Here is a 26,601-nt window from a genome sequence, read left to right on the forward strand (position 1 = left end):
GATTCCTGTTAATGTTGCCTCGCCGGGAAGTAACCGGTATATCGATACATCGGCAAGCCGTTTGAACGGCGTCTTTCACTTTTAGTCATCCACTGTTTTATCTGACATCATGACATATTCCAAACATGCACTTTCGCCGCTGGGTCTGTTCGTTGCGCTCAGCGCTGCAGGCATTTCCACCAGCCATGCGGACACCGTCTGGCTAACCAACGGTGACAAGATCAGCGGCCAGATTACGCTGCTGGATAGCGGCAAGCTATTCATCAAAACCGATTACGCCGATACCCTGTCGGTGACCTGGGACAAAGTTAAGACCTTCCAGACCGACCACGGCATGGTGATTCAGGGGCAGCGTTACGAAAAAGGCGTGCTTTACCCGTCTATCAAAGCCTCTGACAGTACACGTGCTATCGTGGCGCAACCCGCCAGCGTAGACGGACAACAAGTCAGCGCCGGGCAGGAAACGCTGCCGTTGTCCGATATCAACTCAATGGTTGTTCCACACCGTTGGGTGGAGGATTTCTCCTGGAAAGGCAATATCGATGTCAGCCTGGCCCACAAGAAAAGCTCCACTGAAACCGACAACCGTGATGCAACGTTGAGCACGCGCCTGCGCCACGGCACATGGCGTCACAACCTGAATGCCAGCTACCACATGACCAAAGAAGACAATGTGGAAAGCACCAAAAACGCCGACGGTGAATACGCGCTGGATAAATTCATCGACGAGCACTGGTTCTGGCAGGGTCGCTATGAATACAAACGCGACTGGGTAGAAAATATCAAGATCAACCGCTCGGTGGGTACCGGTCCTGGTTACCAGTTCTGGGATAACGATCTGGGTGCGTTCTCGATTACAACGCTGCTGAACTCCCAGACATTCATTTATCAGAATGATAATAAAGATAATTTCTACTCTGGTGGCCTGAAGTGGAATTACGATCGTTTCCTGTTCGGTAAACGCACCGAGCTGTTCAGCGATGGTGAAGTGGGTCGTTCGTTTGACAGCACCACCCCGCTTTATTTCAAAGCTGGTGCAGGTCTGCGCTTCAAAGTTACCGACTGGTCATCCGTCAGTATGAAAGTCTCCCGCAACCGTACCGAAAGCGTACAAGGTAACGTCAATGACACCCTGTACTCACTGGGTCTGGGCGTCGGCTGGTAATTTATCGCACGCTGGTTCCTGCGAGTATCGCAGGAACCCTCTGTTAAGCACCGTGGAATTGTTGAGTGCCGTAACATGCGGCGATAAAAAAAGCCCGGTTTCCTTAAACCGGGCTTTTTGTTTTGACTCACCGTAGCATCACACCCTTACTGTGACTTCGATTCCTGTTTAGACAGGTCTTCCGCAATCTGGACGGTTTCATTCAGATATGCATCCGGATCCTGATAATCCTTCGGCAAGTCATCCAGCGATTTCAACGGCGGTTTGCCCTGACGTTTCAGTCGATCATTGATGCGTTGCAGACGCATCGTCTCGTCTTCGTTGTTTTCTTTCTGGCGCTGCGCCAGGTTCAACGACACGTGATTACGCTTCCCTTTCATCTCCTGGTAACGCACCACATCCTGCTGGATATACTGGAATTCAGGATCCTTGGTGATACGGGCATTGTGCTGTTCAATCAGCCACGGCAACAACGGTTTCATGTCACCCATCACGGTATAACTGGCCGGTTTGATGCTATCCCACGGCAAGGCATTATCTTCAAACTTCTCGCCGGTATCCACCGCCTCGTTGCCAGTCGGCATCACGATATCAGGTGTTACCCCTTTACGCTGGGTACTGCCGCCGTTAATGCGATAGAACTTCTGAATGGTGTACTGCACCGAACCCAGCGCGGGCCACTCAGGGCGCAACATCTGGTCGTAAATACGATTAAGAGAACGGTATTGCTGCACCGTACCCTTACCGAAGGTAGGTTCACCCACAATCAGCGCACGGCCGTAATCCTGCATCGCGGCAGCAAAAATCTCTGACGCCGAGGCGCTAAACCGATCAACCAGCACCACCAGCGGGCCTTTGTAATAGATAGTGTCATCTGTGTCGCTATCTTCACGGACCTTGCCGTTATTGTCGCGCACCTGCACCACTGGCCCGGTAGGAATGAATAGCCCCGACAGGCCGACCGCTTCGGTTAACGCCCCACCGCCGTTGCCACGCAGGTCGATAACGATGCTGCTGACGTGCTCTTTTTCCAGTTTTTGCAACTGTACTTTCACGTCATCCGTCAGTCCGACATAGAAACCGGGGATGTCCAGCACACCAACTTTGTCTTTGCCGACATCTTTGATGGACATTTTCACCGCACGGTCTTCCAGGCGGATACGCTCACGGGTCAGCGTGATGGTTTGCGTTTTGGTACCCTTGCCTGCTGGCAACACTTCCAGACGCACCTTGCTACCTTTCGGCCCTTTGATCAGCGCGACGACGTCATCAAGCCGCCAGCCAATCACATCCACCATCGGCTTGCCCGCTTGTCCTACGCCTACGATACGGTCGCCAACGCTAATGCGTTTGCTTTTCGCCGCCGGACCACCCGGCACCATCGAATTGATGACGGTGTAATCTTCATCCATCTGCAGCACCGCACCAATACCTTCGAGCGACAAGCTCATTTCAGTGTTGAACTGTTCGGTGTTGCGTGGAGACAAATAACTGGTGTGCGGATCGATTTCCCGCGCGAAGGCATTCATAATGATCTGGAACACATCTTCGCTATTGCTCTGGACCAGACGGCGAATCGCAAACTGATAGCGTTTGGTCAAGGTTTCCTTGATTTCCGCATCGGTTTTGCCGGTCAGTTTCAGGCTCAGCCAGTCATATTTGACCTTGGCATCCCACAGTGCGTTGAGTTCGTCTACGCTTTGCGGCCAGGGCGCTTTAGCGCGATCAAGGTCGATAAAATCGTTGCCGTTGAGGTTAATCGGCTTTTCCAGCAGCGTCAGCGCATACTGATAACGCTCGAAACGGCGCTTCTGAGCCAGGTTATACATGGCGTATGGCAGGCTGAGCTTGCCATTCTTCAGATTTTCCCCTAACTCACCTTTCTGACCGGCAAACTGCGCCACGTCTGAAGCCAACAACACGTTATGGCTGTAATCCAGCATGTTGAGATAACGGTCGAAGATCTTGCCGGAAAATTGCGCATCCAGCATGAACTGGCGATAGTGGGAACGTAGAAAGCGCGATGCCACGCGCTCACTGACGGTAGAATGCTGCGCTTCTGGCTGCAGTTGAGGAATTTGGTCTGCGCGGGTGATGTTCTCACTGGCAAAACTGCCCCCGGACAGCAAAAGCCAGGTTAATGCGACTGCTTTAACAAATTTGTTCATGCCCTGGTTGGCCTCCGTATCAGAACTGCAAATGTTCTGCGCGTACGATCATCGCCAGACCAGAAGCCAGTTGTACCCTGACCCCATCTTTAGCGATCTCCAGCACAGTGGCATCCATGGCGTTTTTGCCAGCCCTGACCTTGATTTCCTGGCCGATTTGCAAGCTGGAAATATCCGTCACTGCCTGCCGTTCCGGTGTTACCGCACGGGCTGCTTTAGGCTGACGAGGTTGGGATTTATCGGATGACGGAGAAGCGGTCTGTGTGGCGCGAGGAGAAGACGGGCGCGGTTTGCGCGGCGCGGCACCAGCGGCATCACGTTCACGACGCGGGGCACTCTTGCCGGCAGACGGACGCGTACGGGAAGGTTCAGCTTCACCGGACTCGCGTTTCTTCGCCTGTTGCTCGGCACGCTGAGCCTGGACACGGGCCTTAGCCTCTTCCAGTTGCTTGCGGGCATGCTCCACATGCTGCTGCTCAAGCTCGCCGCACGGGTTACCGTCAAGGTCAACGCGTTGAGCGCCGAGTTTAACGCCATACAGATAACGCCAGCTTGACGTATAAAGACGAAGCGCAGAGCGCAACTGCGTCTTGCTAACGTGTTCAGATTCGGACACGCGTTCGACCAGATCCTGAAAAATACCAATCTTTAACGGACGCGCTTCGCCTTCAAGCGTGAAACAAAGCGGAAAACGCTCTGCCAGATAGGCGATCACTTCTTTACTACTGTTCAACTTAGGTTGATTTTCCATGAAATTTCCTGATTACAACGGGTTTGCCAACCAGCGCAGGCATGAACAGGCGTCATTATAATGACGCCATCGGCAATTGCTACGTTATCCTTGTCGCAACATAAGAGAATTGATGAAAGATAGCAGATCGCTCTGTGACAATTGGCGGCATAACACCGCAGCGATAGCCAGTAAACCAGCTTCGTCTTCGGCGTCAAAGCGCTCATGGATTGTGCTGTCAATATCCAGCACACCAATCAATTGACCATCTACCGTCAGTGGCAACACGATTTCAGCATTACTGGAGGCATCGCAGGCGATATGACCGGGGAACGCATGGACATCGCCAACCCGTTGAACATGGTTTTCCGCAATAGCTCGACCACAGACCCCTTTTCCTGCTGGAATGCGCACACAAGCCGGACGCCCTTGAAACGGCCCCAGAAACAGCGTGTCGCCTTCCAGCAAATAAAAGCCGGCCCAATTCACACCATCCAATCGTTCAAATAGTAACGCACTGCTGTTCGATAATATCGTGAGGAAGCGATCTTCACCGGCAATCAGTGCGGTCAGGTCACGTTCCAGTTCATTGTAGAATTGTTCTTTTTTCATCATTTGCATAGGCAGAAATTGTCTTTACGGACCACCTGGCGGCTGATGTCCGCAGTAGATTACATAAACTCTCGCGTCGGGATGCTACAGGATTTCTCTTGTCAGCCCAACCTTCACCGCACGGGGCGCTCATAAAGCAGCAGTTATCGTGCGTTATACCGCGCCCGACATCGGTAAATACATGCAGGATGCCGTCTGATGACGTCACCATATAACCTGACAAGAGTAGCAGTGATTTTGTGTCATCCATCATTCAGTTACACTATGATAATACCTGTCCTGTTAACCTGCCCGCAGGAAATATGAAAATTTATAATGCCGCTGCGCCTATTGAATCGGCCGATTCGCCGCCTGCCGCGCCGCGTCGCTTTCAGCGTTGCCCACAATGCGACCAGCCCTTCATGTTGCCCCGGCTCAAACGCCATCAACACGGCCACTGCCCGCGCTGTGCGGCACACCTTGCCAGCGGCCGCGATTGGTCTATCTCACGGCTGGTGTCAATGGCCATCGCCATGCTGGTCCTGATGCCGTTTGCCTATACCGAGCCGCTGCTCAACATTCGCCTGCTGGGTGTGTCCATCAATGCCAGCTTGCTGGAAGGTATCTGGCAGATGACACGCCAGGGCCACCCGGTCACCGCCAGTATCGTGGCATTTTGTACTATCGGTGCACCACTCACCCTGGTCTTCGCCCTGTTGTATCTGTTTTTCGCTCCACGCGTCGGTATGAACCTGCGCCCGGTCTTGTTGCTGTTCAAACGCCTCAAAGAGTGGGTCATGCTGGACGTGTATCTGGTTGGTCTGGCGGTCGCGTCGATTAAAGTGCGTGAATTTTCCGAGGTCCTGCCCGGCAATGGGTTGCTGGCGTTTCTGGTGCTGATGGCGCTGAGCCTGTTGACGCTGATTCACCTTAATGCTGAGCAACTCTGGCAGCGCTACTATCCACAACGAGACCTACATCCACAACGAGACCCACAACGTGATCAACAGCGTGCCAACCCAGCCCCAGCAGAGGCGCTGGTCTGCCTGTCCTGTCATTTTACTGCACAGCCTGACCATCAAGGCCGTTGCCGTCGTTGCCATGTGCCGCTCACGCCGCGCCGTCCCTATAGCCTGCAAAAATCCTGGTCGGCGTTGATTTCCGCCGTTATTCTGCTGTTGCCTGCCAATTTGATGCCGATCTCAATCATTTATGTCAACGGCGTTCGCCGCGAGGACACCATTTTTTCCGGCATTATGTCGCTGGCAACCGGGAATGTCCCGGTGGCGCTGGTAGTTTTTATCGCCAGTATTCTGGTGCCGTTCAGTAAGGTTATCATCACCACATTTCTGCTGGTCAGCATCCATTTTCGGATGAAAACCGGCCGCATGCTCCGTATGCGTCTGCTGCGCCTGATGTCCTGGATTGGGCGTTGGTCGATGCTCGACCTGTTCGTCATCGCCCTGACCATGTCGCTGGTTAACCGCGACCCATTGCTTGCTTTTACCATGGGACCTGCGGCGCTTTATTTTGGCGCTGCCGTTATCTTGACCATATTGTCTGTCGAGTGGCTGGATAGTCGACTGATATGGGATAACGACTAAATTAATAGGATAACAATGTCGAACTCAACGCCGATGCCCGCCGCTGAAGCCCGCATCAAATCCCGACATCGCTTGTCGCCTTTCTGGCTGCTGCCCGTTGTCGCCTTGCTGATTGCCGGCTGGTTGCTTTACACCAACCAGCAGGAGCGTGGTGCGACGGTAACGATTGATTTCGTCTCGGCGGACGGCATCGTTCCCGGCCGCACCCCGGTGCGCTATCAAGGGGTGGCAGTGGGTACTGTGCGCAACATAAAACTCAGCGATGATTTGCGCACGATTCAGGTCGTCGCCAGCATCCGTAACGACATGAAGGATGCGCTACGCAGCGGTACCCAGTTCTGGCTGGTGACGCCCAAAGCCTCACTGGCCGGAGTATCGGGGCTGGATGCACTGGTTGGCGGTAACTATATCGGCATGTTACCGGGCCGTGGTGACCCGACGACACACTTCACCGCACAAGATAATCAGCCGAAATATCGCGCTAACAGTGGCGAATTGCTGGTGCACCTGCATGCTGACGACCTGGGGTCACTCAATGCCGGTTCGCTAGTCTATTTCCGTAAGATTCCGGTTGGGAAAGTCTACGACTACAGCGTTAATGCCGATCACCGTGGTGTAACGATTGACGTATTGATCGACCGCCGTTTCACCGGGTTGGTGAAAAAGAACAGCCGCTTTTGGAACGTTTCCGGGCTAAAAGCCGATGTCAGTTTCAGCGGGGCGACCGTTGAAATGCAAAATCTATCGGCATTGGTTAACGGTGCTATCGCCTTTGACTCGCCCGAACAGAGCGAGCCTGCCTCTGCGGACCAAATTTATGATTTGTATCCGGATCTGGCACACAGCCAGCGTGGCGTGTCGATAACGTTGGATTTGCCTTCTGGCGATAAACTGCAAGCCGGTCACACTCCCCTGCTGTATCAAGGGCTGGAGGTGGGGACACTGCAACGGCTCACCCTGGAAGCTAACCAGCGCGTCACCGGTGAATTAATTGTCGACCCGTCCGTGGTGCCGCTGATGCGAGACAACACCCGCATTGAGCTGGCCGCACCGCGTTTATCGCTCAGTGATCTCAACCTGCCCAGCCTGTTAGGGGGGACAACACTGACGCTCATCCCCGGCGAGGGCGAACCGAAGCAACACTTTACCGTGGCTGACGTGACACAACAGCAGTTACAACAGCCCGGTGCGCTTAACGTCGAATTAACGGCCAACCAGAGTTATGGTATCGACAGCGGCCAGCCGATCATGTTGCACGGTGTGCAAATTGGTCGCATTGTTCAACGCACGCTGACCGATAACGGTGTGAGTTTTACCGCCGTTATCGACCACCAATACCGTCACCTGCTGCATAAAGACAGTCAATTTGTCGCCAGTAGCCGGGTCAATGTCAAACTCGGGCTGGATGGCGTACAGATGCTGGGTGCCAGCGCGCAAGAGTGGCTGAATGGCGGTGTCACCGTGTTGCCTGGCTCGACCGGTGAGCCACAATCACGTTACCCGCTCTACAGCGATCGGGAAAAAGCCGCTGCCGGTATTCAGGGGACAACGCCCCCCACCACGCTGACGTTATTGGCCGACAGCCTGCCGGATATTCAGGACGGCTCCGTCGTGCTGTATCGCAAATTTCAGGTCGGTGAAATTACCCGTATTCGCCCCAAAGCCGACACCTTCGAAATCGATGTTTATATTCGGCCGGAATACCGCAAACTGCTCACCGATAACAGCGTATTCTGGGCCGAGGGCGGCGCGCGCGTACAACTAAACGGCGCAGGGCTGACGGTGCAGGCTTCCCCACTCAGCCGGGCGCTGAAAGGGGCGATCAGTTTTGACAATGTGGACGGCGCTGCCGATGTGCAAGGCGGCAAGCGGCCGTTGTACAGCAATGAAACCGCCGCCAGAGCTATTGGCAGCCGAATCACATTGCGCACCTACGATGCCAGCAAGCTCTCCGCCGGTATGCCAATCCGCTATCTTGGCATCGACATCGGCCAACTGGAGTCACTCAAGCTGTCAGAGCAGCGCGACGAAGTGCGAGTACAGGCGGTGCTATACCCGGAATACGTTCGCCATTTTGCCCGTGCGGGTACCCGTTTTTCGGTGGTGACACCCGAAATCTCCGCCGCTGGGGTTAATCACCTGGAAACGCTGATCCAGCCCTATATCAACGTCGAGCCAGGCAATGGTGCCGTTACCCGCAGTTTTGAACTGCAAAAAGCCACGATTTCCGACTCACGCTATCAGGACGGGCTAAATATCAGCGTTGATACCGCCGAGGCTGGATCGCTACAGATTGGTACCCCGGTGCTGTTTCGCGGTATTGAGGTCGGCACGGTGACCGGCCTGTCACTCGGCACCTTGTCCGATCGGGTCTCTGTCGCGCTGCGTATCAGTAAACGCCATGCCCATCTGGTACGCGATAACTCGGTATTCTGGCTGGCTTCCGGCTATAACCTGCAATTTGGCCTGACCGGCGGTGTTATCAAAAGCGGTACGTTCCAGCAATTCATTCGCGGTGGTATCGCCTTTGCCACACCACCCACCACACCACTGGCACCGACAGCACAGGCCGGTAAACACTTCCTGTTGCATAGCGAAGAACCCAGTGGCTGGCGCGACTGGGGAACCGCCCTGCCGGAACGATAAGCACAGGCGGCGGCTCACCGCATCTGAAGCAGTGAGCCGCCATCACTTCCCATCACTGGGATATGGTAAGATTCACACTTTGATTGTTGTTGTAACGGAAACGCTGCTGTGGCTAAACCTATTCCTGCTTCCCTCACCCCCGATTTTCTGACCGCCATGCAAGCCATCATGCCTGCGCACCTGAGCATGGATGACTTCATCGATGCCTGCCAGCGGCCATTACGCCGTAGTATCCGCGTCAACACATTGAAAATCAGCGTGCCTGATTTTCTTACACTGGTTGCCCCCTACGGTTGGGAAATGGAAGCAGTACCCTGGTGTCACGACGGGTTTTGGCTGCTCAACGCGGATGAAGAAGCCATGCGGCTGGGTAATGCGCTCGAACACCTGAGCGGCCTGTTTTACATCCAGGAAGCCAGTTCGATGCTGCCAGTCAGTGCGCTGTTCATGGAGCATGATACCCCAGAGCGGGTGTTGGATATGGCCGCCGCCCCCGGTTCTAAAACCACGCAGATTGCCGCCCATCTCAACAATCAGGGACTGATTGTCGCCAACGAATACTCCGCCAGCCGGGTGAAGGTTTTGCACGCCAACCTGCATCGTTGTGGCGTGAGCAATACCACGCTGACACACTTTGATGGCCGGGTCTTCGGCAGCGCCTTGCCGGAAACCTTTGACGCTATCCTGCTGGATGCCCCTTGCTCTGGCGAAGGCGTGGTCAGGAAAGATCCTGCTGCCATGAGTCACTGGTCGCTGGAAAGCATCGCTGATATCGCCGCCACTCAACGCGACCTGATACTCAGCGCCTTCCATGCATTGAAGCCGGGCGGCGTGCTGATTTACTCCACCTGTACCCTGAATCATCAGGAAAACCAGCAGGTGTGCCATTGGTTAATGCAACAATTCCCCGGCGCGTGTGAAATCGAGTCGCTAAAAGACCTATTCCCACAAGCGCATCAGGCTCTGACGGACGAGGGGTTTCTGCACGTCTTCCCACAGATTTATGACAGCGAAGGTTTTTTTGTGGCACGCTTGCGTAAAACTGCGAGCGTACCGCCGCTGGCACCGCCGGATTACAAAGCGGGCAAGCTGCCATTTACGCCGCTCAGCAACAAAGACGCACAACTGATTTGCCAAAGCGCCCGACGTTTGGGTTTGCGATGGTCAGATCAACAGTTACAACTGTGGCAGCGAGACGATGAGATCTGGTTGTTTCCAACCGCACTGCAACCCATGCTGGGTAAAATGCGCTTCTCCCGTATCGGCATCAAATTGGCGGAGCGTTTTGCCAAAGGGTATCGCTGGCAGCATGAAGCCATTGTGGCGCTGGGCGACCCGCAGAGCCCGAACGCCTTCGTGCTTACTGCCGAGCAGGCCGTGGACTGGTTCCGGGGAAAAGACATTTACCCTCCCGCTTTCATCGACCATGACGACATATTATTGACCTGGCAGCAGACCCCGCTAGGGCTCAGCAAACGTGTTGGCCAGCGGCTGAAAAACACCCTGCCTCGCGATCTGGTTCGCGATGGTGCCAATCTTGTGCTTGCTATCGATTAATCTTCAATTTCATCGATTAATCTTTGACCGGGTCGCCGCTTGCGGCGTTCCCGATCGGCATTTTTCATCTACACTCACAATCAAGGCGTAGTAACCTGTTGAGGAATCTATGTTCGCACTGGTGATCTTTGTCTGTTACCTGGGGGGTAACTGCGAGAGTCTGGTCGCGGGAACCTATATCAATGAACCACAGTGTCTGAGCGCCATGGAGGAGCAACAAATCCGTAATGGCGGCTGCTTTCCGATTGACGATTTTCGCAGCGGGTACTGGAAACCGGCCCACGAATACCGTGACCGTTAATCCCCCACGTCGTCCTGTGTTTTGCAGTTATAAACGGCAACTCAGGCAGCACGCGCCATAACTGTTATTGACTCACTCGACACACAATTCAATAAGCACATGTTCAAAATACGTCCCCAATAAACGGCAACACATAAAAAAGGGCAATGTCATAACGGTAACGACATTGCCCAAACTGGTGTAATAAAGACCGACTGTTATGGACAGACTTTCACTCACTTATCAAAACTTCACCCACTCATCTTTGTCAGAATGGTGTTTAGCACTACCAGACGACTGATCCGTCTTCGCAGTGTGTTTACGCCCTGACTGACTCGATTTGCCGGACGACGGTTTACCCAGCAATAGCGCCTGATGACTGGCTGCAGCACCGGAAGTATGGGTATGGTGGTGCGTATGGGAATCGTCACCTAAATGAAACGCCGATACCGCCTGCATCAGCAACTGTGACTGTTCTTCCAGCGCATTAGCCGCCGAGGACGACTCTTCCACCAGCGCGGCATTTTGCTGCGTGGTGCTATCCAGCTCAGTCACTGCCTGAGCGATTTGGCTAATCCCGCGACTTTGCTCATCGGATGCTGAGGCAATTTCGCCCATGATGTCAAACACATGGGTGATAGAGCGAACGATATCCTGCATGGTTTTTCCTGCATCATCCACCAGCTCTGAGCCAGTATTCACCCGCGATACCGACTCCTGAATCAGCCCTTCAATTTCTTTTGCTGCCTGTGAACTACGCTGAGCCAGATTACGCACTTCGCTGGCGACGACAGCAAAACCACGCCCTTGTTCGCCCGCTCTTGCCGCCTCAACCGCCGCATTCAGCGCCAGAATATTGGTCTGGAACGCAATACTATTGATAACCGAAGTAATTTCGGAAATGCGCTTAGAACTACTTGAAATATCGTTCATGGTTTTTACCACGTTACTGACTATCTCACCGCCTTTGATGGCATTTTGTGAGGCTTCTGAGGCCAGTTGTGAGGCGTGATGCGCATTTTCAGAGTTCTGTTTTACCGTTGAGGTCAGCTGTTCCATACTGGCGGCAGTTTCCACGACGGCAGCCGACTGCTGCTCCGTGCGGGACGACAAGTCTGAATTACCGGCCGCGATCTCCGCCGAGGCTGACGCTACATTTCCGACCCCTTCGCGAATATCCCGAATCATGGTGCGTAATTTGTCATTCATGTTCGCCATGGCGGTAATCAGCATGCCTAGCTCATCACGGCGTGAAGAACTGACTGATGACGAGAGATCACCCTCAGCGATGCGTTCAGCCACCGACAACCCCTGTTTGAGCGGCGTTACAATCTGCACCGAAATACGCCATGCCATGAAGATGCCAAACAACACCACCGCCAGCCCGGTCACCATCATTTTTAATTCCGATGAACGAGTGGTTTGAGTCGAGTTAGCCAGTTGCTGACTAAACAGGGCAGACACATCTTTATTCAATTTATCCGCCGATGCCGTCATGGCCTGACTGGCACGGGTTTCATCCTGAAATGCCGCCAGATAGGCACCGGCAGATTGACGATACACCAGGAAATAATCCCAAGTCGTTTTCAGACTGGCTTGTATCGCTGCGGGCAACTGTCCGGCTTTTTCTTTAATGACTTTTTCCGCCGTATCAATACTCTTCAGCGTCACTGCCAGCGTGTTATCAGACGGTGCCAGCAACAAATCATGGGCTACATCACGAATATCTGACATGCGTTCACCCAGTTGATACAGCACCAACTGGGTATCAGAAGGAAGTCCGGTTGCCTGCTGCCATTGGCTCTGGAACGTTTCCAGCACTTTTTCACTGTCATCCTGGCTAATTGCCAATCCTGCGGTATCACGCTTTTTGCTGGTGGCAATAAACGCTTCTCGCGCAGCACTATAGACTTTCAAATCCTGATCGATGCGTTCGACATCATCAAAGGTATTCTTATCCCAGCTCAGATTTTTAGCCTGGGCGAGAATATCGCCCATCTTATTAACCAGCACCCCATTCTTTTCAATCACACTATAATCGTGCGTGAACTGGAATTGCGTACGCAAGACGCGCGCTTGAGCCAATGTAGCATCAAGAGCATTCGTCACCTGAACCTTAGTATTACTATCATCGATGGTTCGAAAACCAACGAGGCCGGATATCAATACCACCAGTGATAATAACAGCACTAAGCCAAACCCTAACGACAGCCGGGTTCCCACTTTAAGATTATCGTATTTTTCACCCAGAATACTCATAGCATCACCTGTTTATGATTATCGTGATCTGATTACCAGCGTATTATTTCGGCCATCACCAGACTGTAAGCCGATTGATTCCCCTGTAACCCAAACACATAAGGCATAGCACATAGCGACGATAATGGATAAAAACATCGTCATGTAATAATTCAGCGATTAGCTACTCACAAAGATTCACTACCATCCAGGTTTACGACCACGCACCCCACCTCAAAAAATTTATCGGCCTGTATAAAGAGTAGCTTAACCAAAACACCCAATAACCCCCAATAATTGGACAACTATCACAACTCGTCTTTTTTCAATTAAATATCTAATAAATCATGACCATATGGAATAAATAAATACTCCCAAAATGAGTGGAAACAATAATGTGAAAAATAAAAAAGCAACATAATAATAATCAGCTATAATTCGCCGATTCATTCCACTGTGATAACCATAGCAATTGATGTAATTAAAATGTTATGGTTATGATAATTATTTGATGGTGATTTTTTATAGACGTGCAGTATTGGGATGGTACCGCATTTGATAAAATACCAGACGGGTTCGCTCACAGTGATACCGTTACGACGGGCAGGAAACCGCAGGCACTCGTTGCTGACAGATGCACAATCAATCACCGCCGCCGCGACAGATTCACAAGAATAATGACGAAGAGAGAACACATACAGCGCACCTCGGCACGCCATATGTGTTGATGTTGATTTTAGAGACTGGGCGTTAACGTCAGCACCACCACCCCACGGGGAGTGACCTCGTCAACCCCGCACTGGAATTGCGAGCCGCCGCCTTCAACCTGCATTTTGCGCCCCGGCAACAGGGCTACATCATAGATATCGTTTTTACCGTCAATGTCCAGTAACCAACGCCCGTTACTGATACTGGTAACACCGGTATCCACCAGCCAGGAAGCGGTGCTCCCCTCCACCAGCAACGGTGTATGCAAGCCAGCAGGAATGCATTGCGGGTCAGCTTTCCACTCCCCTGCCTCCTGCAATTTACCCGTTCTTAGTACGTTGCGTGGAATCAGGATAATACCCGCGTCATCATGACGGATCACTGGCGTATCATGCTGTTGCGGCGATCCTTTACCGGTCGCCAGCCACGCCAGTGACACCCCGGTATCCAGCGCACAGGTGACGACGACATCCCCAGGAAAGAAATCTCGCCGAATCCAGGTACTGATCGTCCCAGGCGCGATCCCCAGTAAATCACCCAACTCTTTTTGCGTACTAAAGCCATAGGCATCAAGCATTCGACGCAGTACCGCCTTACCGCCCGATGACAGAATTTGCTCATAAAGCGCCTTGCCTTTCAGCGGTGATTTATGAGCAAAGACATTCGCATTTGCAAACTCACCAGTTACCAGCCATCCTGCTTCGGCTCCAGTATCTAGCGCACATTTAAGAATAATGTTACCCGGCACGTTCCCTCGCTGAACCCAGTTACTGATTGTATTGGTAGGTATTTCAGTTACCTCGCTCAGTTCCTTCTGAGTCTTTACTCCATAGCTTGACATGATGCGCTCAAGCACGGAGGCCGCAGACACGGCATCACTATTTGTATTCAAAAACACCTCACGAGTATTTACATATACACGTTACGTGTTTTATAGTGTCGACATAGCACATGTAACACCATAGAACACCCTGGCCTGGGGGAGATATTGCTTTATGTCGAACGAGATTTCAATTCTATCGCTCATTTCTGAGGAAAATCCTACGTCAGTGAGTGCTTTTTGTGTCATCGCAACACCGGCAGCCATAGATTATCGAATACCTCATTTTATGCCTGCTCAGGTAACAGCGACTTTCACCTGCTTGCACAACACGATGCAAACGGTATCGGCAATGGCTGATCTCTGGCGCTATCCACCTGCTACCGGGAATACAGACTACACCGCAATCGCTCTCCCCAGTTCCTGTTATTTTGCAAATGCAAAAACGCCGTTCACTCCTGACGGGAAATCGGACGCATTTTCACTTGTTGCAACGTTACAGCTGCCGCCAAATTGGCAATGCCATTTGAACGCTGTGAATGATACTAATGACTTTACCATAAAATTCGGAAATTCGAACTCTACTAAGGTTCAGTACCACCCTCCTCAGTTCAGCAACCGGCTAAACGACCGTGATAGTCAGCGAGCGTCATCATGAAGCCGCATTATGCCTTTACTGCCAATCACCTGCAGGCTCTGCCGCCAAATTTGCGGGCGCTGCTTGGAAAACATTTTGCTGATTCGCGATGGGAACAGACATGCCTGTTTTACCAACGACTTTCGGAACGCTATCGGCGCACACTGTGTTTTCATGCAGCCCTGCACCAACGCTGGTGTGTCTACCTGCTTGATGAGATGGATGAAATGGCAAGGGAACGGGTTGTCAGCGCGTTGAATGAACTACGCAACGCATTTGGCGGGTCGGAGATTAAGGAAAGAAATGACGTATTGCCATTAGTCACCCGCTTACACCTTAGCGAGCGCCGCACACTGTTTTTTCACGCTGGGCTTACCGCGCGGGAATTCAACCACCCTTTGCGGCGTATCGATGAGCCAGATTGCCAATGGACAGATGCACTGGTTCGCGCTGCCGGTGAATTACACAGCCTGTTTAGCGATGCCCCCGACATTCTGTCCAGTATCAAACCCGAACATTATTTTCGCTAACACCCGTTTTTATCGCTAACGGCTGATTTCATCAGAAAACCACCGCCGTTAACTCAACCGCCGCCAGACAGGCCGCCATTTTGGCTGGCAGGACTTGTTGCGGCTTATTATCAGGAGAATGTATGAAAAACAACCAAAAAAGGCACTGCACAAGCTTCATCCCACCGGGTAGTCGCCCGCAGGATAGCTGGCGCACCGACCTTGCTCATCGCTACAGCGAGCATCTGGATAATCTGGCGCAACACGCCTGTCAGGAGCATTTATCCGCACAGGAACTGGTAGCGCTATTGCAACAGGAAGCAGAAAACATTCGGCACCAGCTGTGGGAGGCGCACTGATGGCAGACAGTATGGACATCTCTCAGGAGCAGCAAGCGTTACTGCTGGATGCACAAATTGCGCACGCACGCACCGCGCCCGTCATCCCATCGGCATTATTCTGTGAAGATTGTGAGGCGCCGATTCCCGAGGCTCGTCGGCTGGCGATTCCCGGTGTGGTGTGCTGCGTATCCTGTCAGGAAATCCGTGAACAGCGGCTACGCCATTACCGGCCGCTGTCCTGATGACAACATCTACGAACTGACAGACCGGAAACGGTAAGGCGATTTGTGCCGATCATCCGGCAAACACGCATTGGGTAAACAACACGCGGGCTGGTTATGACGTCTGACAACAGCGAAAAAAGTGCCGATAACGGGGAACAACGCTGGGCATATGCCTGGAATGCCCCCCGTACGGCTATTCTGCCCGAATCCAGTACGCTGTCTTCAGATACACTGCGACAAGGGCAGGCAGTCTTGTATCAACTGGCGCTGTTACCGCGTTTCCTCGCTGATCACTTTCGGCGACGCTTCGAGTATCTCAAGCAACATCAGGGGCTACAGGCCGCGTTTAACTACCTGTTAGCGGTGGTTCATCGTCGGCTGTGGCCCCGAATCGACGCCGTTAACTCCCGTTACCGGATGAACACTCGCCGTTCTTCACGCTTCATCAGTGAGGCGGAACAATACCACCAACTGCCGGACATGCCAGATCGAGTGCTGTCTGCATTTGCCAGCCGTATCGCCGGTCACATGAATGATGCCTACAACGCGCGTTGCGATCACTACTTGCAGGCGTGTAGCGGCAATCATCACATGCCACTATTCAGTGACGAGATACAAACCCGTCTCTATGGTCAATTGGCGACGCTGGCACAGGCACTGAACGTAACCCCGGCATACTGGCATCGCCACCAGAGTGGAACGCTCACGCTAGAACAAGCCTGCGCCGGTATCATGCGGCTGGTAACCCCGCGCTGGTGGGAGCGCCAGTTAAAAATCCAGCGTAGCCGTTGGCGTGAAGCGTTGTGGATTGCCAGCGGCGAAGTCAGCCGTGCGGCATCGCCGTTTCTCAGCCGTCAGGCCTGGCAAGAGAGTCACTACCGCCGACTGGCGACGCTGGATTTCCTGAAAAGTCGGGATTTGGAAAATACCCGCAGTGGTGAGCGCGTGGATCTGATCGATAAAGTCATGTCCAGTATCGCTAACCCCAGTATTCGCCGTATGGAACTGATGGCGATGCTGGCAGGCATTGAACGTTATGCCACAGCGCATCAACACATCGGTATGCTGGTCACGCTAACGGCCCCTGGGCATTACCACCCCACCCGCACCCGTAATCACGACCAGATATTGCCTAACACCGGATGGATGCCGGATTGCCCATCGCCCAAAATGACTCAACATTATTTGGTCAAGCTGTGGAGCAAAATTCGTACTGCACTCAAAGACCGCAAGTTATCCGTTTACGGTCTACGGGTCGTCGAACCGCATCATGATGGTACGCCGCACTGGCACCTGATGCTGTATTGCGAGCGTGCGCAGCGTCAGGCGATTGTCGATATCCTGCGGCGTTATGTGCTGCAACAGGAAAACAGCGTCGCAGCGCAACGTTTGTTTGACTGCAAACACATCAACAAAGGCGGTGCAACGGCTTATGTTGCCAAATACATTGCCAAAAATATCGACGGCTATGCATTGGACGATGAAACAGACCATGAAACGGGAAAACCATTGAAAGATATGGCGGCCGCCGCTTCTGCATGGGCATCGCTGTGGCGCATCCCCCAGTTTCATTTTATTGGCCTGCCTACCGTCGGTGCCTATCGGGAATGCCGACGCATTCGCAGCCGTTCTCTGGCTGGCGCATTGGGCGATCAAGCCGAACGCGTGAGATATGCCGCCGACCACGGCGACTTTGCTGCCTATATTGAAGCGCAAGGGGGTGCCAACGTTGCCCGAAAATGCCAGTCGGTTCGCGTCGCCAGAGCCGCCAGCGAACGACTCAACGCTTATGATGAAACGATCGTGCGTACCGTCGGTATTTTTTCTGTCCAGTGCGGCAGTGAACGCGTCTTCCCCACCCGGCCAGATGAATGGCGAATCGTGGCCAAAAACCGTACCACTCGCCACGACGAAACCGACAGGCATCGGTCCGCTCTCCCTTGGAGTTCTGTCAATAACTGTGGAGTGGGGATTTCACGGGCCGCACTCCCGTCGTCATACCGTGATATTCCTCGTGTTCCTTCAGCACGATTAACCAATTTCCAGCGTGACAAACTGGCGTCATTAGGCCCCCGGTTAAGACAACAAGGTATTCACCTTTCACGCTGGGAACGGGAGGCTCTGGTTCGCGGCGCCAGGGTCAGCGTTGACGGGCAACTGATTGATGAAATTAGGAATAAAGCTATATCCGCCGTTGATGGAAAGCGCATCATGGACACACAGGTCCTGCACTTATGAGTTGACGAATATTACTGAATAAAGTACTGTATATAAATACAGTCTCACAATGGAAGAGGTACCGTGGAACAGACTGAAAGCAGAGAGCTGACCTTGTCAAGGATTCGATTAATTGCCGATATGTCTTTGATATCACAATGCAATCCTGAAGAAATGAAAATCGCCATGTCGCTAATCGCCGACTTATCTCACGGCGAGCTCCCGCATAGTGATTATCAGCAATTTCTGAAGAGCAGTGGTGATGGACAACGGCTAAAGGCATGGTTAGAGCAACAATCGTTGTGAGGGATTGCGATGGATAATAACGACCGGCATGAAACGCCTGGTTATTTAACCAGATGCACGGGCAAATTAATGGATTTTCTCTGTGGCCAATGCGCCAGACTTATACACAGCAACATTTTTTTTCGTATCCAGACCGTTTGATAATAGCGGCCAATCCGATTAAACCCGGAATATACGTTTTGGGCATGAATTGTAATAACTGACTCAGTGCAGACCTGTTCGTTGGTAATATTTTTTTCGTTTTATACAGCAAGGTAAAATTAAGAACCTATCCCAACTGGCGCGATAATGGAGGAAATAGCCTGGTGGGATAGGTTCTGTCATATCTCCCCATCCTCCCTTTTAATAATTCGAATGACATAACAACGCACTTATACCCTAAATAATTCGAGTTGCAGGACAACACGCTTGCGTGTTGAACAACGCTACGCGTTGGCCCTTTAGGGCAAGGCTCATGAGAGCCTTGTAATGCGGCAAGAGAGCGACAAATTCGTTGGGAACGAATTTGACCAGCCAACGGCTGGCCTCTGGTGAGAGACAGGATGTCTCTCATTTCATCCCGATGAGCTTACTCAGGTAAGTGACTCGGGTGAGCGACAAATCGGCATACGCCGATTTGAACGCTGCTTGCAGCGGCCCGAAGGGCGAGGCCCATTGATGGGCCGAGTAACGCAGCCAACACACCTGCAACTTGAAGTATGACGGGTATATATGTTGTTGTGCTATCAGCGCCACACCGCGCCTGCATTGCAGTTGAGGCTGATCCTCGGGAGGATAACGAATCAGAAACAGCCCGTTTTATTCGGCCTTATTTTATCTGCACTCAAAGGTGTCACATGAAAATCTACGCTCATCAGGACGACTCGCTGGATGCGCTCTGTTACCGCTATTACGGCCGTACGCAGGGCGTAGTTGAAACCGTCATGCAGTCCAACCCAGGACTGGCAGACCTTGGCCCCATTCTGCCACACGGCACTGCCGTTACCCTGCCCGATATCAGCGTGTCCAGTTCTCAGGAAAGTATCAATATTTGGGAATAATCAGCCTACGCTGACGATCGCCGCCACACCAGGAACCTTACTATGCAAAAACCGCAAAGCCTCAGACTTGCACTGACCACAGCATTACCGTCATTGAGTAATGCATTACAGTTTCGGATCCAGGAAGGTGAAATTGCTGCGTTGCAGGAACCCTCCCTGTCATTCGAATACCGTTATCAGCTGCTACTGACGCTGAATAATTTCGCTGATAACCCCGATACACTTTTCGTCACGCTGTTACTTTGGGTGCGCCAAAACCAGCCCGATTTACTGACGCGGGAAAGCATTCGCAATAAAGGTATTAGTTTCACCATTGATAATAATGCTGATAATACCAGCACGCTGTCTATTCGTCTTAACCTGACTGAACGTAATCGCGTCAGCGAACTAAACCAGACCGTGCAGGTCAATTACGAACCGGAACCCACTCCGCCTGAACCGGTTAGCCGACCCACCGCGCTCTATATCGCTGGGGAATTGATCAGTCAATGGAAAAGCAACTGATTATTTGAAATAACACTGTCCCCATAAAGGCCGTTGTGAAAACGGCCTATTTTTTACTATTACCCCATTTCCGCCTCAGATAAATTCCTTCTGCCATAGAGTGATTTCTGATATTACTTTCTTATTATTTTATTTATCTCCGATTTGTCATCACCATTCTATCGGCGTTTTTTTCGTATTCATTTTCCCTTATCTCTCATGCCAGGTTATTCAGCGTTTACCTCGCAACAAATAATGCAACTACCGGTGGTATCCGTAGCCACACAACCGTGGACAATTGTCTCATTCACTGGGAAGACGCATGCTTCCCACCATGAATACATACGAATATCTCTCCGAAATCCAGCGTGCGCTGCGTAACCTGATTCGTATCGGCGTCGTTACTGAAGTTGATACCCAACAGGCGCGCTGTCGCGTGCAGACCGGTGGCATGGTCACCGGATGGCTCCACTGGCTGTCCCGTCGCGCGGGGAGTTCCCGCGAATGGTGGGCACCGTCGGTGGGTGAACAGGTACTCATACTTGCTATAGGAGGCGAGCTCAACACGGCTTTTGTCGTACCGGGTATTTATAGCGATAACCACCCTGCACCATCGGTTTCTGCGGATGCCTGCCACATCCGTTTTCCCGATGGTGCTGTGATGGAATATGAACCAGCGAACGGCGCACTGACCGTCACCGGCATCAAAACCGCCACTGTCGTTGCGGCAGAATCCGTGTCCGTTACCACAAAAAACGTCACCATCAACGCCAGCGAACGCATCACGCTGGATACGCCGGAAGTCGTCTGTACGCATAAGCTGATTACTCAGACCATCGAAGTACAGCAAGGCGGCAGCATCACAGGCAGCGTCACCCATTCAGGGGGCAGTTTCTCCTCTAATGGAGTGGTGGTCCATACCCATCAACACGGCGGCGTACAAAGTGGCGGCGGCACAACAGGAGGACCTTTATGACCAGCGCATCGTACACCGGCATGAATCGCAACACCGGCGTCAGCCTGAGCGATCTGGAACATTTGCGCCAGAGCGTGCGCGATATTCTCACCACCCCGCAAGGCAGCCGGATCATGCGGCGCGATTATGGCTCGCTGCTGTCCACACTTATCGACCAACCGCATACACCCGCCCTGAAGCTACAGGTTCAGGCTGCCTGCTATGTCGCGCTGTTGAAGTGGGAACCCCGCCTGACGCTGACGTCCATCTCAATGGAAAGCCACTACGACGGCCAGTTGATTGTGGATATTTCCGGCACGTTGTCCGGCAACAGCACATCCCTTTCGTTAACCATTCCTGTGAGCTGAGATCATGCCCATTATCGATTTAAGTCAGTTACCCGCCCCAAGCGTCGTGGAAACGCTGGATTATGAAACCCTGTACGCCTCGCGCAAGGAAACGCTGTTATCGCTTTACAGTGACGATGAACGTGCCGCCATTGCACGTACCCTGACCCTCGAGTCAGAGCCGTTGGTAAAACTGCTGCAGGAAAACGCCTATCGCGAACTCCTGTTACGCCAACGCATCAACGAAGCCGCTCAGGCTGGGATGCTGGCGTTTTCCCGTGGCAACGACCTGGATCAGTTGGGTGCTAACGTTAACGTATCGCGACTGGTGATCACCCCGGCCGACGCGACCACCGTTCCTCCGACCGCCGCAGTGATGGAGTCTGATACCGATTTTCGCCTGCGTATCCAACAGGCTTATGAAGGGCTGAGTGTGGCGGGCTCGATCGGCGCGTACCAGTTTCATGGGCGCAGCGCCAGCGGCCAGGTCGCCGACATTTCGGTTATCAGCCCTGGCCCTGCCGAGGTACTGGTATCGGTTCTGTCACGGGAAAATGACGGTACCGCCAGCGACGTGCTCATCGCCACCGTTAACGCCGCACTCAACGCCGAAGATGTCAGGCCGGTGGCAGATCGGGTCACCGTCAAATCAGCGGTGATCGTTCCTTACAACATCAATGCCACGCTGTATTTGTACCCCGGACCGGAAGCCGAACCGATACGTGCTGCTGCCGAGAAGAAGCTACAGAGTTACGTCACCACCCAGCACCGCTTGGGACGCGACATTCGCCGATCGGCCATTTACGCGGCGTTGCATGTGGAAGGCGTTCAGCGGGTAGAGTTAGCCAGTCCGGCCGCTGATATCGTACTGGATGATACCCAGGCATCGCATTGCACTGGCTATACCCTGATATTGGGGGGCACGGATGAATAAAAGCCCGCTGCTTCCCCCCGGTTCATCCACACTGGAGCATGCGGTCGCGACGACCGATGCCAGTCTGGAAAACGTGCCGATTCCCCTGCGCCAGATCTGGAATCCCGACACCTGCCCGGTCGAGCTGTTGCCCTATCTGGCCTGGACATGGTCGGTTGATCGCTGGGATGAAAGCTGGTCGGAAGCCGTCAAACGAAAAGTCATCAAAGATGCGTTTTTTATCCATCGGCATAAGGGCACTATCGGCGCACTGCGCCGGGTGGTTGAACCGCTGGGATACCTGATTCGCATCAAAGAGTGGTGGCAAACCGGTGACGTTCCCGGCACCTTCCGGCTGGATATCGGCATCCAGGAATCGGGCATTACAGAGGAGTCCTTTCAGGAACTGGAACGCCTGATTGCCGATGCCAAACCCGTCAGCCGTCAGATGTTAGGGCTGAATATCAATCTGGACACGCAAGGTACCGTCTCACTGGGCGCCAGCTCTTACAGTGGTGATGAGTTAACCATCTACCCCTACTTCCCAGAAACCATCAGTATTTCGGGCGAAGAATTTACCGGTGGTGCGATTCATCTGATTGACGACCTGAACGTCGGCGGTTAATCCACGCCCCTCGCCAAGCCAGCCTGCGCTGGCTTTTTTTATGTGCCGCTCCCCGATGTTGTCTGCGCCTTGCGCCAACACCCACCAGATGCGGCCTGACAGACACTCTCGCATACTACCGTGACGCAATCACAGCCGGGGTTCAGCCGGCTGGTTATCACCAGTCAGCACCCCAGCATCCCCGATGCCACAACGGCATCCTACCCTGTTAACCGTATGAGTAATCTGCATGAGTACAAAATACTTTGCTTTACTGACGAATATCGGCGCGGCGAAGTTGGCCAACGCCACCGCGTTGGGTAGCCATCTGGCTATCACGCAAATGGCCGTGGGCGATGGCGGCGGCAGTCTGCCAACCCCAACGCCAGCCCAAACTAAGTTGGTCAACGAGAAACGTCGTGCGCCGCTCAATGCACTGAGTGTCGATCCCAAAAACACTAACCAAATCATCGCCGAGCAGGTTATTCCTGAAACCGAAGGCGGCTGGTGGATTCGCGAAATCGGCCTGTATGACAGCGACGGCGACCTGATTGCCGTAGCAAACTGCGCCGACACCTATAAACCGCAGTTGCAAGAAGGCTCAGGCCGGGTGCAAACCGTCCGCATGATCCTGATTGTGAATAGCGCTGACGCCATCACCCTGAAAATCGACCCGGCGGTCGTGCTGGCAACACGACAATACGTTGACGATAAAGCAATTGAGGTAAAAGCGTACGCCGATAGCCAGCTCAACGCGCATATCACCGCCGCCAACCCTCACCCACAGTACGCACCGCTCAACAGCCCTGCGCTGACTGGCGTGCCAAGTGCCCCGACTGCGGACAAAAGCACAAACTCCACCCAACTGGCCACCACTGCATTTGTCAAAAACACTGCCTTGCTCAAAGAGCAAAACGGTGCCGATATCGCCGATAAATCGGCTTTTCTCGCAAACCTGGGTTTAAGCGACAAGTTCTCCGGCCGCTATCTGCAAACCATCAAGTACACCTCATCAGGGCACTATACCCCGAGTGCAGGTACACAGAAAATCATCGTAGAAATGGTAGGGGCAGGAGCCAGTGGCACAAGCGCACCAACTGTTGATGCTAATACTTACACCTCATCAGGTGGTGGTGGCGGCGGCGGCGGTTACCTCAAATTTCTGGTTGATCTCAAACAAACCACACTCAAAGACATTGCTATCGTAATTGGAGCGGGAGGGAGCCCCACTATAGGAACAATTGGCAACGCGGGAGGCAATACTTCTTTTGGCAGCCAAGTAGCAACCGGAGGGACGACAGCCTACTTCTGCTACTTGCAGCAGCAGTATTATGGAGTTTATGGTCCAAGCGCATCAGCTATCCCTGGGCATCCAGGTAGCTGGAGTTTTACCCAAGAGGCGGGTTACATGCTGATTAACGCGGAAAATGGGCATTCAGGTGGCTGGGGATACCTGGGCCCAACTGGGCAGTTGGGCGGATATGGGGGAGCCAGCAAGTTATCCGGCAACGCCCCTTTGGCAGGTAATTCTAGTGTCGGAAATAGCGGCACAATCGCAGGACCAGGAGCTGGTGGCAGCGGAACGTGCTGCGCGCCAGGTACTACAACGACTATATCCGCCAAGCTCTCCGGTGCTGGCGCTGACGGTATTGTTATTATTTACGAGTACTCATGATGAACAAAAAATATGCGCTTATTAAAACCGGCAATAACTATGTCGAAAATGTCATTGTTGCTGATGAGAACTTCGCTGTGCCGGATTACTATCTGATAGACGTCAGTGATGATAAGCCAGCCCAGCCAGGTACATACTATAATGCGGGTGATGGCAAGTTTTACGGTGATGCAGCCTACTCCGTTGATTATCGGCAACAACCACTGTCACTGCTAACGCCTTAACACTTCGCAGTTAATAGGTAGACAACCTGCGGTTTAATACCTCAGGTTGTCTATTATCCCTGATCACCCGATAGTCCCTTCACTGATCCTCCTTCATCCCAACGCGTCTGTACGCTATCTCGATAAAAATTATTCCATCCCTGTATTTCCCTATCGGAAATAATTGTTTACAGTGTAAGCCATTGTGAACATTTAGCGGTATTGTTGGAGAAAAAGCGTGACAGGTTCCACCGCGATTGACGTACGACAGCTGATTAACCAGCGCCCGCTTGGCGCTTACCAGAAACTGATCGTTCTCCTGTGTTTTTGCATTATTGCGCTTGATGGTATGGACATCGCCATCATGGGGTTTATTGCTCCTTCGCTGAAAACGGCGTGGGGAATTGGCAATGCAGAGTTAGCTGTGGTTATCAGCGCGGCATTGATTGGTCTGGCTGTGGGGGCCATGGTGTCTGGCCCGTTGGCAGACTGGCGTGGGCGTAAAACTATCATCATCGCCAGTGTGTTTTTGTTTGGTCTATGGACACTACTGACAGCGTTTTCCGAAAACGTGCAGCACATGGTCATTTTCCGCTTTTTGACCGGGTTAGGTCTGGGAGCGGCGATGCCAAATGTGGGTACGCTAGTTTCAGAATTTGCTCCAGAGAAAAAACGCTCCTTCATCATTACCGTGGTTTTTTGCGGTTTTAGTTTCGGTGCCGCCAGTGGTGGATTTGCGGCCTCATGGATGATTCCTCAATGGGGCTGGCATTCTGTCTTGCTGCTAGGGGGGATTTTGCCGCTGTTATTAATGCCATTCCTGCTGTTAAAACTACCCGAATCAGTACGTTTTCTGGTTAGCAAGCGTGCGGACTCACGGCAGATACACCACATTGTGGACAAGATAGCCCCCGGCGTGACCCAGGCCGATAGCCTGTTTGCCATGCCGATAGCGGAAAAACCACCGGCGTTTGCCGTGAGACTAGTGTTGTCCCGTTCTTATCGTTTCGGCAGTATTATGTTGTGGGGCGGCTATTTCTTTGGCCTGTTCATGGTGTATTTGCTGGGAAGCTGGTTGCCGACCGTTATCAAAGAAGCGGGCATGAGCGTGACCGAAGCGACCGTCATCACGGCACTCTATCAGGCTGGTGGTACATTCGGTTCGTTATTTGCCGGTTGGCTGATGGACCGGGTTAATCCACATCTGGCGCTGGGCATCATTTATGCCGCCGGCGGTGTTGCCACAGCAATGATTGGCGTCACTCATGCATATTTCATGCTCCTGGCTGTGGTGGCTTTCAGCAGTGGTTTCTGCCTCAACGGTGCCAACACCGGTATGAATGCACTGTCTGCGCGTTATTATCCGACTGAGGCCCGAGCCACCGGTTCCGGCTGGATGCACGGCATTGGGCGCATGGGGGCCATCATGAGTGCGTTTGCCGGTGCACAAGTTGTCAGTATGGGGTGGGGATTGAGCGCTATGTTCACTATTCTTGCCATTCCGGCGTTACTGACATCACTGATGATCTTCGCCAAGGGGCAATTCGGCCATAGTCGTCCCTCCATCGCAGAATTGAGTTATTAGCGTTGAGCTATTTTAGTTTAGCGTTGAACAATTAATGCATTAACGCCCGGTCAGC

Annotated in this window: 25 protein-coding genes; 20 read left to right on the forward strand and 5 right to left on the reverse strand. The window is 52.8% G+C overall.

What is annotated here, in order from left to right; all coding sequences use genetic code 11:
- The first annotated feature begins 109 nt into the window (after positions 1-109).
- Positions 110-1,165: a DUF481 domain-containing protein gene (locus FAZ14_RS00940; RefSeq protein WP_016942377.1), complete on the forward strand. Its 1,056-nt coding sequence runs from the start codon at positions 110-112 to the stop codon at positions 1,163-1,165.
- 146 nt (positions 1,166-1,311) lie between these two features.
- Here FAZ14_RS00940 and prc read toward each other — a convergent pair whose 3' ends face one another.
- The 3 genes from prc to FAZ14_RS00955 all read right to left on the reverse strand — a co-directional run bounded on the left by prc (position 1,312) and on the right by FAZ14_RS00955 (position 4,675).
- A complete protein-coding gene (gene prc, locus FAZ14_RS00945; RefSeq protein WP_016942378.1) occupies positions 1,312-3,333 on the reverse strand; it encodes a carboxy terminal-processing peptidase in 2,022 nt (673 codons plus the stop codon).
- A gap of 19 nt (positions 3,334-3,352) precedes the next feature.
- Complete coding sequence (proQ, locus tag FAZ14_RS00950) at positions 3,353-4,084, reverse strand: RNA chaperone ProQ (protein WP_016942379.1); 732 nt, start codon at positions 4,082-4,084, stop codon at positions 3,353-3,355.
- Between the two features lie 84 nt (positions 4,085-4,168).
- A complete protein-coding gene (locus tag FAZ14_RS00955; protein WP_038926296.1) occupies positions 4,169-4,675 on the reverse strand; it encodes a GAF domain-containing protein in 507 nt (168 codons plus the stop codon).
- Between the two features lie 302 nt (positions 4,676-4,977).
- Between FAZ14_RS00955 and yebS the strand changes: the two genes are divergently transcribed.
- The 4 genes from yebS (at position 4,978) to FAZ14_RS00975 (ending at position 10,762) form a co-directional block, all read left to right on the forward strand.
- Positions 4,978-6,258: a membrane integrity lipid transport subunit YebS gene (gene yebS / locus FAZ14_RS00960; RefSeq protein ID WP_029456456.1), complete on the forward strand. Its 1,281-nt coding sequence runs from the start codon at positions 4,978-4,980 to the stop codon at positions 6,256-6,258.
- Positions 6,259-6,273: 15 nt separating this feature from the next.
- Positions 6,274-8,904, forward strand: coding sequence for a PqiB family protein (locus tag FAZ14_RS00965; RefSeq protein WP_153507903.1), 2,631 nt, complete (start codon positions 6,274-6,276; stop codon positions 8,902-8,904).
- 108 nt (positions 8,905-9,012) lie between these two features.
- Positions 9,013-10,461 (forward strand): 16S rRNA (cytosine(1407)-C(5))-methyltransferase RsmF, encoded by a 1,449-nt coding sequence (rsmF, locus tag FAZ14_RS00970; protein ID WP_153507904.1) that lies wholly within the window; start codon positions 9,013-9,015, stop codon positions 10,459-10,461.
- A gap of 109 nt (positions 10,462-10,570) precedes the next feature.
- The gene (locus FAZ14_RS00975) at positions 10,571-10,762 is read left to right on the forward strand and encodes a YdfD/YebW family protein (RefSeq protein WP_012769560.1); all 192 of its coding nucleotides are present in this window, start codon (positions 10,571-10,573) and stop codon (positions 10,760-10,762) included.
- 222 nt (positions 10,763-10,984) lie between these two features.
- Here the strand turns inward: FAZ14_RS00975 and FAZ14_RS00980 are convergent, their stop codons facing one another.
- On the reverse strand, positions 10,985-13,000 hold the full coding sequence (locus FAZ14_RS00980) for a methyl-accepting chemotaxis protein (protein ID WP_153507905.1): 2,016 nt from the start codon (positions 12,998-13,000) through the stop codon (positions 10,985-10,987).
- Between the two features lie 715 nt (positions 13,001-13,715).
- The gene (locus tag FAZ14_RS00985) at positions 13,716-14,528 is read right to left on the reverse strand and encodes a helix-turn-helix domain-containing protein (RefSeq protein ID WP_194287055.1); all 813 of its coding nucleotides are present in this window, start codon (positions 14,526-14,528) and stop codon (positions 13,716-13,718) included.
- Between the two features lie 154 nt (positions 14,529-14,682).
- Between FAZ14_RS00985 and FAZ14_RS00990 the strand changes: the two genes are divergently transcribed.
- From FAZ14_RS00990 to FAZ14_RS01065, 15 genes are all read left to right on the forward strand, one after another.
- Positions 14,683-15,165, forward strand: a complete 483-nt coding sequence (locus tag FAZ14_RS00990; protein ID WP_153507906.1) for a hypothetical protein — start codon at positions 14,683-14,685, stop codon at positions 15,163-15,165.
- Positions 15,162-15,674 (forward strand): replication protein B, encoded by a 513-nt coding sequence (locus FAZ14_RS01000; protein WP_235914426.1) that lies wholly within the window; start codon positions 15,162-15,164, stop codon positions 15,672-15,674. Before FAZ14_RS00990 ends, FAZ14_RS01000 begins: the two co-directional genes overlap by 4 nt.
- Before the next feature lie 122 nt (positions 15,675-15,796).
- The gene (locus tag FAZ14_RS01005) at positions 15,797-16,012 is read left to right on the forward strand and encodes a DUF2732 family protein (RefSeq protein WP_016942386.1); all 216 of its coding nucleotides are present in this window, start codon (positions 15,797-15,799) and stop codon (positions 16,010-16,012) included.
- Positions 16,012-16,236 carry a TraR/DksA family transcriptional regulator gene (locus tag FAZ14_RS01010; protein WP_153507908.1) on the forward strand — a complete coding sequence of 75 codons (225 nt, stop codon included), beginning with the start codon at positions 16,012-16,014 and terminating at the stop codon, positions 16,234-16,236. The genes FAZ14_RS01005 and FAZ14_RS01010 overlap by 1 nt, the downstream gene beginning before the upstream one ends.
- Before the next feature lie 96 nt (positions 16,237-16,332).
- A complete protein-coding gene (locus FAZ14_RS01015) occupies positions 16,333-18,456 on the forward strand; it encodes a replication endonuclease (protein ID WP_153507909.1) in 2,124 nt (707 codons plus the stop codon).
- 63 nt (positions 18,457-18,519) lie between these two features.
- Positions 18,520-18,741 carry a hypothetical protein gene (locus FAZ14_RS01020; protein ID WP_153507910.1) on the forward strand — a complete coding sequence of 74 codons (222 nt, stop codon included), beginning with the start codon at positions 18,520-18,522 and terminating at the stop codon, positions 18,739-18,741.
- Between the two features lie 836 nt (positions 18,742-19,577).
- Positions 19,578-19,781: a tail protein X gene (locus tag FAZ14_RS01025; RefSeq protein ID WP_153507911.1), complete on the forward strand. Its 204-nt coding sequence runs from the start codon at positions 19,578-19,580 to the stop codon at positions 19,779-19,781.
- A gap of 42 nt (positions 19,782-19,823) precedes the next feature.
- On the forward strand, positions 19,824-20,285 hold the full coding sequence (locus FAZ14_RS01030; protein ID WP_016942391.1) for a phage tail protein: 462 nt from the start codon (positions 19,824-19,826) through the stop codon (positions 20,283-20,285).
- A gap of 313 nt (positions 20,286-20,598) precedes the next feature.
- Positions 20,599-21,240: a phage baseplate assembly protein V gene (locus FAZ14_RS01035; RefSeq protein ID WP_023639486.1), complete on the forward strand. Its 642-nt coding sequence runs from the start codon at positions 20,599-20,601 to the stop codon at positions 21,238-21,240.
- Positions 21,237-21,587, forward strand: a complete 351-nt coding sequence (locus FAZ14_RS01040; protein ID WP_153507912.1) for a GPW/gp25 family protein — start codon at positions 21,237-21,239, stop codon at positions 21,585-21,587. Before FAZ14_RS01035 ends, FAZ14_RS01040 begins: the two co-directional genes overlap by 4 nt.
- Before the next feature lie 4 nt (positions 21,588-21,591).
- A complete protein-coding gene (locus FAZ14_RS01045; protein ID WP_153507913.1) occupies positions 21,592-22,500 on the forward strand; it encodes a baseplate assembly protein in 909 nt (302 codons plus the stop codon).
- Positions 22,493-23,104 carry a phage tail protein I gene (locus tag FAZ14_RS01050; RefSeq protein ID WP_016942395.1) on the forward strand — a complete coding sequence of 204 codons (612 nt, stop codon included), beginning with the start codon at positions 22,493-22,495 and terminating at the stop codon, positions 23,102-23,104. The genes FAZ14_RS01045 and FAZ14_RS01050 overlap by 8 nt, the downstream gene beginning before the upstream one ends.
- 229 nt (positions 23,105-23,333) lie before the next feature.
- On the forward strand, positions 23,334-24,758 hold the full coding sequence (locus tag FAZ14_RS01055; protein ID WP_153507914.1) for a phage tail protein: 1,425 nt from the start codon (positions 23,334-23,336) through the stop codon (positions 24,756-24,758).
- Positions 24,755-24,982: a hypothetical protein gene (locus tag FAZ14_RS01060; RefSeq protein WP_153507915.1), complete on the forward strand. Its 228-nt coding sequence runs from the start codon at positions 24,755-24,757 to the stop codon at positions 24,980-24,982. The genes FAZ14_RS01055 and FAZ14_RS01060 overlap by 4 nt, the downstream gene beginning before the upstream one ends.
- A 217-nt stretch (positions 24,983-25,199) precedes the next feature.
- The gene (locus tag FAZ14_RS01065) at positions 25,200-26,546 is read left to right on the forward strand and encodes an MFS transporter (protein ID WP_016942398.1); all 1,347 of its coding nucleotides are present in this window, start codon (positions 25,200-25,202) and stop codon (positions 26,544-26,546) included.
- The last annotated feature ends 55 nt before the right edge of the window (positions 26,547-26,601 follow it).

The sequence above is a fragment of the Dickeya oryzae genome, from assembly GCF_009372235.1.
GTDB lineage: Bacteria > Pseudomonadota > Gammaproteobacteria > Enterobacterales > Enterobacteriaceae > Dickeya > Dickeya oryzae.